The sequence below is a fragment of the Lentzea sp. NPDC058436 genome (assembly GCF_042721515.1).
Taxonomy (GTDB): domain Bacteria; phylum Actinomycetota; class Actinomycetes; order Mycobacteriales; family Pseudonocardiaceae; genus Lentzea.
The window spans coordinates 91,497-102,791 of the sequence record NZ_JBHXLF010000024.1 but is presented as its reverse complement, the minus strand read 5'-3'; the positions used below and the strand labels follow the sequence as shown (position 1 = coordinate 102,791).

The window sequence follows — 11,295 nt, the reverse complement described above, 5'->3', positions numbered from 1 at the left end:
TTGTTTATATGTGCCTGGGTGTCAACTCGACATGCTTTTCGTCGAGTTGACACCCCTACCTGACTGTGGCCCGCTCTTGGTGCGGCTCGTGATGGGACCCCACCGCCAACCCCGACTCTCTACGCAACGCGCAGCCGCTCTGAGCAACAGGCGTGCCATCAACCTGCTCACGGCGCTACCCCCATTTCAGATTGCCGGGGTCTGGGGCAGAGCCCCAGGGGAAGCACGCAAGGCGACCAGGCCGCACGCAAAACGACCCACCTGCAAAGGCAGCCACCCGCCGAAGCCGCGACACGCCGGTCGAAGACGAGCAGGCAGCAGCAAGGTCGCCAGGGCGTCAGGCGGATGCGAAGCCAGCGGAGAGGCGGAGGCGGTGTCCTCCACCACCACAACCCTGCACGTCAAACCAGCCGAGATACCCTTACCCCGTGGAACACATCTTCACCGGACTCCTGGTGCTAGTGACGATCGCCGTGACGTGGTTCGCCGGCTACGTCGTCTACCGCCTCTACTCCGACCAGCGATGAGCAGCGGCGACGAGGCCATCCGCCTGGCCGAGGAGCGTGCGGCGGCCACCAGGGAGCGCAACCTCCCGCAGTTCACCGACATGCCCGTCCCGGCGGACACGGCGAACCTGCGTGAAGGCGCGGACCTGAACGACGCCCTGCTGGGCGTGCTGCCGCTCGTGGGCGTGTGGCGTGGCGAGGGCGAGATCGTCTACCCGACGATCGACGGCCCGTTCCGCTTCGGCCAGCAGATCACGTTCGCCCACGACGGCCGGCCGTTCCTCGTGTACGAGGCGCGGTCTTGGCTGCTCAACGAGGCCGGCGAGGTCATCCGTCCCGCTGCGCGCGAGCAGGGGTTCTGGCGGCCGCAGGAGGACGACACGATCGAGCTCCTGCTGACGCACAACACGGGCATCGTCGAGCTGTACTACGGCAAGGTGCGCACGCAGACGTCGTGGGAGTTCGAGACGGACGCGGTCATCCGTTCCGCCTCGGCCAAGGACGTCAAGGCGTCGCAGCGCCTGTACGGCGTGGTGAGCGGCGACCTCGCGTACGTCGAGGAGCGCGCCATGATGGGCCAGGACATGCAGCCGCACGCGTCGGCGCACCTCAAGCGCATCGTCGGCTGAGCAGACCGCGAACGCGCCGTCGGCTGTGCAGGCCGCACGTACGCCGTCGACTGAGCAGGCTGCAAGCGCGCGGTGAAGGATTGTTGAACGATCTGCGTGTCGGATTGTTCAACAATCCCACGATTCCCCGTAGCATGGGGGCATGCTTCTGCGGCGCTGCGGAACCGACGCGCTCCTGGTCGAGGTCGACTCACTGACCGAGGTCGCGGCCGTCCGCGCGGCCCTGGAGAAACTCGACGGCGTCGAGGAGCTCGTCCCCGCCGCCCGAACGGTGCTGGTCAAGGGCGCGCTGACCCAGGTCAGGGAAGCGCTCAGGTCCATCGACCTGACCCAGGCGCCGACCACGCACCCGCGCGAGATCACCATCCCGGTCATCTACGACGGCCCGGACCTCGCCCTCGTCGCCGAGACCGCCGGCACCACACCGGACGAGGTCGTGAAGCTCCACACCGGGGCCGTCTACGAGGTCGCGTTCTGCGGCTTCGCACCGGGCTTCGGCTACCTCACCGGCCTCCCGGAAGCACTCCAGCAGCCCAGGCTCGACTCCCCGCGCACGAAGGTCCCGCAGGGCTCGGTCGGCATCGCGGGCGAGTTCACCGCCGCCTACCCGCGGCCGACGCCCGGCGGCTGGCGGCTGATCGGGCGCACCGAGATCACGCTGTTCGACGCCAAGGCCGAGACCCCCGCGCTGCTGCAGCCCGGCGACCAGGTCAGGTTCGTGGTCGCATGAAGCGCTCGATCACCATCCTCAGGACCGGACCGCAGGCGCTGGTCCAGGACCTCGGCCGGCCCGGCAACGCGCACCTCGGCGTGCCCCCGTCCGGCGCGCTCGACCAGGAGTCGCTCAAGCTCGCCAACCGGCTCGTCGGCAATCCCGAAACCGCCGCCGGGCTGGAGATCCTGCTCGGCGGGCTCGCACTGAAAGCCGGCGCGAGCTGCACGGTCGCCGTCACCGGGCCGACCACCGAACTCCGTGTCGACGGCAGGCTCGCCGACTCCCACCAGCCGGTGCACCTGAAGCCGCAGCAGACCCTGGAGATCGGCACCCCGCAGACCGGGCTGCGCACCTACCTGGCCATCTCCGGCGGCCTCGACGTGCCGGAGGAGCTCGGCAGCCGGTCCACCGACCTGCTCTCCGGAATCGGTCCAGACCCGTTGCGGGACAACGACGTTTTGCAACTCGGGACGCCGAACGCGGCAACCGGCGCGGACGTCGTGCCGCCGCTGCGGGCGCTGCAAACGTTGGTCATCCCGATCCGGCTCGGGCCGCGCGACGACTGGTTCGACGACGCGGAAACGCAGCTGCGGCAAGGGAAGTGGACCGTGTCCGACCGCAGCAACCGGGTCGGCGCGCGACTGCAGGGCACCGCACTGAATCGTCGTGACGGGGAGATTCCCAGCGAGGGGATGATCACCGGCGCGGTCCAGGTGCCGCCGGACGGCCAGCCCGTGGTGTTCCTCAACGACCACCCGACGACCGGCGGCTACCCCGTCATCGGCGTCGTCGACGGCGATCACCTGCGGTTTCTCGGGCAGGCGCGGCCGGGGACGACCATCAGGTTCCGGCCGGTCGACTGAGGAACCGGAGCATTGACGTGAGTGGTCCAGACCAAATACCGTAACCACCAGGCCGCCGCGGAATCTCTACCAAACTGGAGTTCCGCATGCGCCGAATCCCTGCCCTGTTAACGGTTCTGGTCGCGCTGCTGGCCCTGGCGGTTCCCGCACAGGCCGCCACCGGCATCACCGCGACCTTCTCCCGCACCGGCACGAGTGGCAAGTTCGTGGTCGCCAACGCGAGCACGGCCGCGCTCAACGGGTGGTCGATCAAGTTCGACCTCCCGGCCGGTGTCACGGCGAGCAGCCCGCAGAACGCGACGATCACCCAGAACGGCACGAGAGTGACGCTCACTCCGGCCTTCTACATCAACAACCTCCCCGCCGGGCGCAACACCGAGCCGTACAGCCCGACGTTCACGCTGAGCGCCGCCGCCGACCCGACCACCTGCACGATCAACAACATGGCGTGCGATGGCAGCGGCACCCCACCGCCGGCACCGACCGGGCTCACCGCCGAGTACTCGGTGGCGGCAGGCGCGGCGAAGTTCATCGTGCGCAACCACGGCGCCGCCGCCGTCAGCGACTGGTCGATCTCCTTCACGCTGCCCAACGGTGTGACGGTCAGCAACGGCCAGAACGGCACGGTCGCGCAGAACGGCAACCAGGTCACCGTCACGCCCGCCCACTACAACAAGACCATCAACGCGGGAGCGAGCACCGAGCCGTACAGCCCGACGTTCTCGATCAGCCAGAACGTCGACCCGGTGACGTGCCGGATCAGCAACGCGAACTGCGACGGCAGCGCGGACACCCCGCCGACCACGCCGGCGAACCTGACGTCACCGACGAAGACCACGCGCACGGTGACGTTGCAGTGGAACGCCTCCACGGCGGGTTCGCTGCCGATCGCCGGCTACGACGTCTACAACGGCTCCAGCCTCGCAGGAAGCTCCACCACGACGTCCACGATCATCACGGACCTGACCCCGAACACCGCCTACTCGTTCACGGTGCGGGCCAAGGACACCAAGGGCACGCAGAGCGGACCGAGCACCGCCCTGAGCGTCACCACCAACAACCCCGCCGACGACACCACCCCGCCGACCGCACCGGGCAACCTGCGTTCGACGGCCAAGGACGCGGGCAGCGTCACGCTGGCGTGGAACGCCTCCACGGACAACAGGGGCGTCGCGAACTACGACGTCTACGTCGGTGGCACCGTCAAGCAGACGGTTTCCGGCACCACGGCAGTGGTCAGCGGCCTCTCGCCGTCCACGAACTACACGTTCACCGTCCGAGCACGCGACATCTACGACAACCTCTCGACCCCGAGCAACGCGCTGAACGAACGCACTGGTGACATCGTCGGCGGTTACGCCCGTGTCGGGTACTTCGTGCAGTGGGGCATCTACGGGCGCCAGTACTTCGTGAAGGACATGGACGCCGCGAAGATGACGCACGTCAACTACGCGTTCGGCAATATCGACCCGGTCAACCTGACGTGTCTGCAGGGCGTCACGAAGGGCACGAGCCCGAACCCGCAGGACCCCAACCAGGGTGACGGCGCCGGTGACGCGGAAGCCGACTACAGCAGGCCGATGAGCGCGGCGCAGTCCGTCGACGGCGTGGCGGACAGCGGCTGGGAACCGTTGCGCGGCAACTACAACCAGCTCAAGAAGCTCAAGGCGAAGCACCCGAACCTCAAGGTGCTGATCTCGCTCGGCGGTTGGACGTACTCCAAGTACTTCTCCGACGTGGCGGCGACGGACGCGGCGCGCAAGAAGTTCGTGTCGTCGTGCATCGACATCTACATCAAGGGCAACCTGCCCGTGTACAACGGCGCCGGCGGCCCCGGCAGCGCCGCGGGCATCTTCGACGGCATAGACCTCGACTGGGAGTGGCCGGGCGCGGAAGGCCACGCGGGCAACCACTTCGGGCCGCAGGACAAGGTCAACAACACCCTGCTGATCGAGGAGTTCCGCCGTCAGTTCGACGCGCTGACCACCACCACGGGCAAGCGCTACCAGCTCACGGCGTTCACCCCGGCCGACCCCGGCAAGATCGAGGCGGGCTGGGAGCTCGGGCGGGTCGCGCAGTCGATGGACATCTTCAACGTCCAGGGCTACGACTTCCACGGCTCCGGCAGCGACAACTCGTGGGAGCCGAACCGGACCGGCCACCAGGGCAACCTCTACACCGACCCGGACGACCCGTACACGACCAAGTTCAGCGTCGAGACCACCGTGCAGGCCTACCTCGACGCCGGGGTGCCGTCACGGAAGATCACGCTCGGGCTCGCGTTCTACGGCCGCGGCTGGCAGAACGTGGCCAACGGCGGCAAGAACGGCGAGTGGCAGACCGCGGGAGGTGCTGCTCCCGGCCAGTTCCCGGAGGAGGCGGGCACGCGCGGGTACGCCAACCTCGTCGCGTCCGTGCCGAACTGCACCGTCTTCCACGACGACGTGGCCGTGGCGACGTCCTGCTACACCGGCAACCAGTGGTGGACCTTCGACGACGCCTGGTCGATCCAGAAGAAGACCGCGTGGCTCAAGTCGAAGAACCTGCTGGGCGCGATGTTCTGGGAGATGTCGGGTGACCGCGGCCCGTTGATGGCCGCGGTCGACGCCGGACTCCGCTAGCGGGAAGGGGCGCGGCCGCGCCCCTTCTCAGTACTCCGACTCGTACAGGCCCTGCAGCTCGGTCAGCAGGGCCGACGAGTCGGGCAGCTGCTTGCCGTCCAGCACGTTCACCTTCGTGATCTTGCGGACGCTGGACGCGAGGAACACGCCGTCGGCGTCGTAGAGCTCGCTGGTCTGGATCGGCTCCACGAGCACGGTCCAGCCGGCGCGCTCGGCGGCGCGGAACAGCGCGTACTGCGTGGTGCCCGGCAGGATGCCGAGCTTCGACGGCGGCGTCACCAACGTCTTGCCGCGCACCAGGATCAGCGTCGAGGTCGGGCCTTCGAGCACCGAGCCGTCGGACGTCGTGAACACGACCTCGTTGGCACCGCGGCGCTCGGCCTCGCGCAGCGCGGCCATGTTGATCGCGTACGACAACGACTTCGCGCCCAGCAGCAGCCACGGCGCGCGGTCGGCGAGGTCGGCGTCGATGCCGCGGTCCAGCGTCACGGCGGACAGGCCCTCCGCGCGCTGCTTGAGCACCTTCGCGCCGATCTCCAGACCGATCGCGAAGCCGGTGGGCGTGCCGTCGCCGCCCTCGACGCCGCGGGTGTAGACGAGCTTCAGCGCGAACTCGTCGCCGCCGGCCCAGTTGCCGATGACGAGCTCGATCGCGCGCTCGAACTCCGCGCGGGGAGGCGGCGACATGTCGAGCATGGCCGCGGACCGGTCGAGCCGGTCGAGGTGGGGCGTGAGTTCACGGGGCTTCCCGCCGACCACGAGGATCGTTTCGAAGACGCCGTCGCCGCGGATGAGTCCGAGGTCGTCGACGCGGATCAGCGGCGAGTCGGGGTCAGCGAGGGTTCCGTCGAGCAGTGCCAGCACGCGCATGGAGCGAGCCTACTAACATCGGGCATGTGGAGACCGCAAGAGGCCTGCGGAAAACGCTGCACGACCGCGGCATGAGGATGACGCCGCAGCGCCAGCTCGTGCTGGACGCGGTCAGGGCGCTGGAGCACGCCACTCCGGAGCAGATCTGCGCGCGCGTCCAGGAGACGGCGCCGACGGTCAACATCACGACGATCTACCGCACGCTCGACCTGCTCGACCGGCTCGGGCTGGTGCGGCACACGCACCTGGGTCACGGCGCGCCGAGCTACTCGGTCGACGAGCACCAGCACGTGCACCTCGTGTGTCACGTGTGCGGCTCGATCCAGGAGATCCCGTGTGAGCTTCTCGACCCGTTGGTCGGAACATTGCGGGGGCGCGACGGGTTCGAACTTGATGCAAGCCATCTCGCGCTGTCCGGCACGTGCCGCGACTGCTTGAAGCAGGAGCAGGAGACCGAGTGACCCTCCCAGGAGCCGTCCCGCCGCCCGACGAGTCCACGGACGCCGGCGTGGCCTGGCACTACGGGGACCCGTTCGCGGAACAGCGGTCCGCCGCCCGTTCGGTGGTCGTCGTCGACCGCTCGAACCGCGGTGTCATCGCGATCCCCGGCGAGGACAGGCTCAAGTGGCTGCACCAGCTCACGAGCCAGCACTTCGAGCAGCTCGGCGAGGGCGCGGCGACCGAGGCGCTGATCCTCGACGCCCAGGGCCGCCTGGAGCACCACATGGTCGTCGCGAACGTCGGCGGCACCGTGTTCCTGGACGTCGAGAAGGTCGACGACCTGCTCGCGTACCTGAAGAAGATGGTCTTCTGGTCCAAGGTCGAGCCGCGTGACGCCACGGGCGAGTTCGCGCTGCTGACCATCACCGGTCCCGAGTCGTCCGCGCTCCTCGACAAGCTCGGCATCCCGGTGCCGGCCGACGCCGACGTGCTCGGCGAGGGCTTCGTGCGCAAGGCGTCGTGGCCCGGTCAGAACTCGTTCGACCTGCTGGTCCCGCGCGACGACAAGGCCGCGTGGTGGCAGAAGATCACGGACGCCGGCGCACGCCCCGCGGGCAGCTACGCGTTCGAGGCGCTGCGGGTCGAGTCGCTGCGGGCGCGGCAGGGCGTCGACACCGACGAGCGCACGATCCCGCACGAAGTCGGCCTGATCGACCCCGCCGTGCACCTGAACAAGGGCTGCTACCGCGGCCAGGAGACGGTCGCGAAGGTCCACAACGTGGGACGCCCGCCGCGGCGGATGCTGCTGCTCCACCTGGATGGTTCTGCCGATGCCCAGCCAGAGCCCGGTGATCCGGTCACGCTGGACGGTCGCGCGGTCGGCCGGGTGGGCAGCGTGGCTCTGCACCACGAGCTGGGCGCGATCGCGTTGGCGCTGGTCAAGCGGTCCGTGCCGGTCGAGGCGGAGCTGGTCGCGGGTGCCCCCGAGCGTGAGGTCTCCGCGCGGATCGACCCCGACTCGGTACCCGCGGACACGCCCGGATTGGGCCGGGAAGCTGTTCGCAACTTGAGGGCGTGACGCCCTAAAGTCGCGCCTATGTCCCTGGGCACGCTCATCACTGTCGCTCCCACCGGAGCGGAGCACGCTAAAGCCGACGTCCCGCAGCTTCCGGTGACCCTGGAAGAGCTGGTCAAGACGGCGCAGAGCTGCGAGCAGGTCGGCGCGGCGATGATCCACGTCCACATCCGCGGCGAGGACACCAAGCCGTCGCTGGACCTGGGTCTGCTGAAGGCCACCGTCGAGGCCCTGCGCGCCGAGACCAACCTCGTCGTGCAGTTGTCGACGGGCGGGTCGGTGCACGACCCCGAGGAGGACCGGCTGCGCGTGCTGGAGGCGATGCCGGACTCGGCCTCCTGCACGATGGGCACCGTCAACTTCGGTGACGACGTGTTCCTGAACCGCTGGGAGTTCATCGTCTCCCTGCACAAGGGCATGCAGGAGCGCGGCATCGTCCCGGAGTACGAGATCTTCGACATCGGGCAGCTCGCATCGCTGAAGCGCCTGCTGGACCAGCACGGCCTGCCCGCGGGCGGCCACGTGCACGTCGACTTCGTGATGGGGGTGCCCGGCGGCATGCCGGGTGACGCGGCGACGCTGGTCGCGGCGGTCAGCGCCCTGCCGGACGGGGCCTCGTTCTCAGCCACCGGGATCGGCAGGGCCACCCTGCCCGTGATGTTCACCGCTTTGGGTGCGGGTGGCCACCTCCGAGTGGGTATGGAAGACACGGTGAGCTACTCGCGAGGCGTGCCCGTGCGGGACAACGCACAGCTCGTGGCACGTGCCGCAGGTCTCTCGAAGATCGCCCAGCGACCCGCTCTGACACCCGATGAGGCGCGGAAGCTGCTGGGCGTGCACATTTGAGACAAGTTTGGTGCATGGGATGTGTTGGCGGGTGAGGAGGATCTACCGCAGGATGGACACGTGATCGAGGTGCGTCCTGGCGGGCGCCGCCGAATCGACCGGGTGCTCGCCCCCGACTACACGGAGGGCGTCGAGCAGCGCCCGCTCGTCGAGGTGCGCGAACTCCGCGACGAGGCCGCGCAGGAAGAGACAGATCTGTCCTACCTGCGACGGCTGTTGCACGCGCGAATCGACATCGTGCGTGCCGAACAAGAGCGCCGCAGCTCCGGTGGCTCTGCGGTGGTCGACCAACTGGCCACGATCCTCTCCACGAACGCCGTGGGTCCCGCGACCGGTCTCGGCCGCTACCAGACCCATGAGCCGTCACGTGCTGATGCGCATCAACGGCACGTCGAGGCGCTCATCTCCGACGTGGACCTCTCCGACGTGAGCTCGCTTACGGACGAACGCCTAGGCGAGGTGCTGGAGACGTTCATCTCGGAAGAGGCGTCCGTGTCGGTGCGGCGACGCGAGGTGCAGGTGGTGGTGGACACGCTCAACGCCGAGATCGCCTCGCGCTACCAGCGCGGGAGCGCGTCGGTGGACGAGCTGCTGGCCGCCGAGCGCGGTCACCACCGTCCCAAGAGATAAGACGAGCGTTCCACTTTCTGAGCAGCCGACCTAGCGTGCCCCCATGGGGTACCGCTGGGTCGTTCTGTGCATCGGGGCTTTGGCGCAGGGCACGAACGCGGCCGTCTTCCTCGGTCTGCCGGCGATCAGCCCGCAGCTCCGCGAACACTTCTCCCTGACGTTGCCGCAGGTCGGCCTGCTGCTCGGCGCGGTCAACCTCGGCACGATGATCGCTCTCGTGCCGTGGGGAGTCGTCGCGGACCGACGCGGCGAACGGCTCGTGATGACCATCGGCGGCGTGGGTGCCGCAGCCTTCCTTCTCGCTGCGGCACTGGGCAACGCCTGGATCGCCGGCCTCGCACTGCTCGGCGCCGGGCTGTTCGGCGCGAGCGTCAACGCCGCCAGCGGCCGGGCGGTCATGTCGTGGTTCGGCAAGGAGTCGCGTGGCCTCGCGATGGGCGTCCGGCAGACGGCGACCCCGCTCGGTGCGGCGTTCACCGCGGCCGTCCTGCCCGGGATCGCCCTCTCGGCCGGCGTGCCCACGGCGTTCGTCGTGCTGGCGGGCGTGACGGCGTTCGTGGCGCTCGCGGTGGCACTGCTGGTCCGTGAACCTCCCGGCGCGATCCGGGCGAGCTCCGACCACGGCCTGGTGCTCAAGGACCCGCGGTTGCTGAGGCTGTCGCTCGCCAGCGGCCTGCTGGTGGTGCCCCAGTTCACCGCCACGGCCCTGACGGTGCCGCTCCTGCACGAGCACCGCGGCATGAGCGTCACGGCGGCTGCGGCCGTCTTCGCCGTCGCGCAGGTGGCGGGCGGCGCCGGACGGCTGGTGGCCGGCGTGTGGTCGGACAGGGCGCGCAGCCGGATCGGGCCGCTGAAGATCGTGTCGATGATCACCGCGAGCGGGTTCGTCCTGGTCGCGCTGCTGGACCAGGCGCCGCTGCCGCTGCTGATCGCGGTGCTGGTGCCGACGTCGCTGTTCGCGCTGTGCTGGAACGGCCTCGCGGTCACCGAGGCGGGTGAGCTGGCGCCGGACGGCCGCAGCGCCACCGCGATCGCGATGCAGAACTCGGCGAACTACCTCAGCGCCGCGGTGACCCCGTTCGTCGCGAGCTTCGTCGCCGTGACCGTCGGCTGGCCTGCGGCGATGGTGCTGGCGGCGGTCTGCGCGGTGGTCGCGCGGGTGCTGCTTCAGCCGTGGCGTTCTCTGCGGGCCAGCTCGCTCCAGAACTCGCGCAGCGACTCGTAGCGCAGCGCGACCTCCTCGGCGTCGTCCGCTTCGAGGGCGTCGACGATGGCGTTCACGTCGACCGCCGAGGTGTCCTCCAGCAGGTCCTTGTCCTCCAGCAGCTGCACCAGGCCGCCGTAGTCGAGCTCGACGGCCGAGTGCGGGTGGAAGTGCTCCAGCCAGCGGCCGGTGTCGGCGAGGACCTTGGCGGGGCCCTGGTCGCCCAGCGAGCGCTTCACGATCTTCAACGCCCGCGCGACCCGCCGTCGGGCGTCGGCCATGGCCACCCGCCACGACACCTGCCGTTCGGGGTCGTCCTGGGCGCTGGCGAGCACCACGCGGCGTTGGGCGGGGTCCACGAGGGCGAACCACGGGAGCGGGATCGTCCACGTCGTGGAGATCACGTGGACGGCGCCCGCGGACAGTTCGGCCATAACGGCGGACGCGCGCGCACGGACCGTTTCCGGGGAGAGGGAGAGGGCCGCGTCCTGGAGGACCGGCGGCGCTGAGGCCAGGAAGCCCACGAGAGCGGCGGCGGAACGGGCCCGGAGGTCCAGCGGGCAGACGAGCGGCCCCTGCCCGACCCTGGCCGAGTCGGAGGTCGGAACCTCGGCCGGACTGATCGTCATGACGTCGAAGGACTCGCCCGGGAGGAGCTTTTGTCCCAACTGTGATCGCAACCACAGCTCTCGTTCCCGGTCGCCTGCCTCCGAGCGGGGGATCGGGCCCGTTTCCAGGGCTTTTTCCACCTTGGAAGCTAGCGTTGCGTCCAAGACCGATAACGGTTCGTACACCCGTAGGTAGGCAACGAACGGTCTCGGCACGTGTGCATCCTTCCACGCGAGGGGGGCCGTGAGATTTGGCGGCACGTGTCACGCCTACCGCGTCGCGAGGA

Annotated in this window: 11 protein-coding genes; 9 read left to right on the top strand and 2 right to left on the bottom strand. The window is 69.3% G+C overall.

Annotated elements, in window-relative coordinates:
• Positions 1 to 523: 523 nt before the first annotated feature.
• The 4 genes from ACFWN2_RS40935 (at position 524) to ACFWN2_RS40920 (ending at position 5,334) form a co-directional block, all read left to right on the top strand.
• Positions 524 to 1,135, top strand: coding sequence for an FABP family protein (locus ACFWN2_RS40935; RefSeq protein WP_382435974.1), 612 nt, complete (start codon positions 524 to 526; stop codon positions 1,133 to 1,135).
• Positions 1,136 to 1,277: 142 nt separating this feature from the next.
• Complete coding sequence (gene pxpB, locus ACFWN2_RS40930; protein WP_382435973.1) at positions 1,278 to 1,865, top strand: 5-oxoprolinase subunit PxpB; 588 nt, start codon at positions 1,278 to 1,280, stop codon at positions 1,863 to 1,865.
• The gene (locus ACFWN2_RS40925; protein WP_382435972.1) at positions 1,862 to 2,713 is read left to right on the top strand and encodes a biotin-dependent carboxyltransferase family protein; all 852 of its coding nucleotides are present in this window, start codon (positions 1,862 to 1,864) and stop codon (positions 2,711 to 2,713) included. Before pxpB ends, ACFWN2_RS40925 begins: the two co-directional genes overlap by 4 nt.
• Positions 2,714 to 2,799: 86 nt before the next feature.
• Positions 2,800 to 5,334, top strand: a complete 2,535-nt coding sequence (locus ACFWN2_RS40920; RefSeq protein WP_382435971.1) for a glycosyl hydrolase family 18 protein — start codon at positions 2,800 to 2,802, stop codon at positions 5,332 to 5,334.
• A gap of 27 nt (positions 5,335 to 5,361) precedes the next feature.
• On the opposite strand, the gene ACFWN2_RS40915 is transcribed toward ACFWN2_RS40920, so the two are convergent.
• Entirely contained in the window at positions 5,362 to 6,204 is an 843-nt protein-coding gene (locus ACFWN2_RS40915) for an aminodeoxychorismate lyase (protein WP_382435970.1), read from the bottom strand.
• 71 nt (positions 6,205 to 6,275) lie between these two features.
• Between ACFWN2_RS40915 and ACFWN2_RS40910 the strand changes: the two genes are divergently transcribed.
• The 5 genes from ACFWN2_RS40910 to ACFWN2_RS40890 are packed head-to-tail and all read left to right on the top strand — an operon-like array spanning position 6,276 to position 10,421.
• The gene (locus tag ACFWN2_RS40910; protein WP_382435982.1) at positions 6,276 to 6,665 is read left to right on the top strand and encodes a Fur family transcriptional regulator; all 390 of its coding nucleotides are present in this window, start codon (positions 6,276 to 6,278) and stop codon (positions 6,663 to 6,665) included.
• Positions 6,662 to 7,723, top strand: a complete 1,062-nt coding sequence (locus ACFWN2_RS40905) for a YgfZ/GcvT domain-containing protein (RefSeq protein ID WP_382435969.1) — start codon at positions 6,662 to 6,664, stop codon at positions 7,721 to 7,723. The genes ACFWN2_RS40910 and ACFWN2_RS40905 overlap by 4 nt, the downstream gene beginning before the upstream one ends.
• An 18-nt stretch (positions 7,724 to 7,741) precedes the next feature.
• A complete protein-coding gene (locus ACFWN2_RS40900) occupies positions 7,742 to 8,566 on the top strand; it encodes a 3-keto-5-aminohexanoate cleavage protein (protein ID WP_382435967.1) in 825 nt (274 codons plus the stop codon).
• A gap of 60 nt (positions 8,567 to 8,626) precedes the next feature.
• On the top strand, positions 8,627 to 9,196 hold the full coding sequence (locus tag ACFWN2_RS40895; RefSeq protein WP_382435966.1) for an aerial mycelium formation protein: 570 nt from the start codon (positions 8,627 to 8,629) through the stop codon (positions 9,194 to 9,196).
• A 43-nt stretch (positions 9,197 to 9,239) separates the two neighbouring features.
• On the top strand, positions 9,240 to 10,421 hold the full coding sequence (locus tag ACFWN2_RS40890) for an MFS transporter (protein WP_382435965.1): 1,182 nt from the start codon (positions 9,240 to 9,242) through the stop codon (positions 10,419 to 10,421).
• Here the strand turns inward: ACFWN2_RS40890 and ACFWN2_RS40885 are convergent.
• Positions 10,364 to 11,224 (bottom strand): hypothetical protein, encoded by an 861-nt coding sequence (locus ACFWN2_RS40885; protein WP_382435964.1) that lies wholly within the window; start codon positions 11,222 to 11,224, stop codon positions 10,364 to 10,366. The genes ACFWN2_RS40890 and ACFWN2_RS40885 overlap by 58 nt on opposite strands.
• Positions 11,225 to 11,295: the final 71 nt, after the last annotated feature.

Coding starts and splice junctions, on each gene's coding strand:
- ACFWN2_RS40915 (WP_382435970.1), bottom strand. CDS start 6,204: ATGCGCGTGCTGGCACTGCTCGACGGAACCCTCGCTGACCCCGACTCG.
- ACFWN2_RS40925 (WP_382435972.1), top strand. CDS start 1,862: ATGAAGCGCTCGATCACCATCCTCAGGACCGGACCGCAGGCGCTGGTC.
- ACFWN2_RS40900 (WP_382435967.1), top strand. CDS start 7,742: ATGTCCCTGGGCACGCTCATCACTGTCGCTCCCACCGGAGCGGAGCAC.
- ACFWN2_RS40920 (WP_382435971.1), top strand. CDS start 2,800: ATGCGCCGAATCCCTGCCCTGTTAACGGTTCTGGTCGCGCTGCTGGCC.
- pxpB (WP_382435973.1), top strand. CDS start 1,278: ATGCTTCTGCGGCGCTGCGGAACCGACGCGCTCCTGGTCGAGGTCGAC.
- ACFWN2_RS40890 (WP_382435965.1), top strand. CDS start 9,240: ATGGGGTACCGCTGGGTCGTTCTGTGCATCGGGGCTTTGGCGCAGGGC.
- ACFWN2_RS40935 (WP_382435974.1), top strand. CDS start 524: ATGAGCAGCGGCGACGAGGCCATCCGCCTGGCCGAGGAGCGTGCGGCG.
- ACFWN2_RS40910 (WP_382435982.1), top strand. CDS start 6,276: ATGAGGATGACGCCGCAGCGCCAGCTCGTGCTGGACGCGGTCAGGGCG.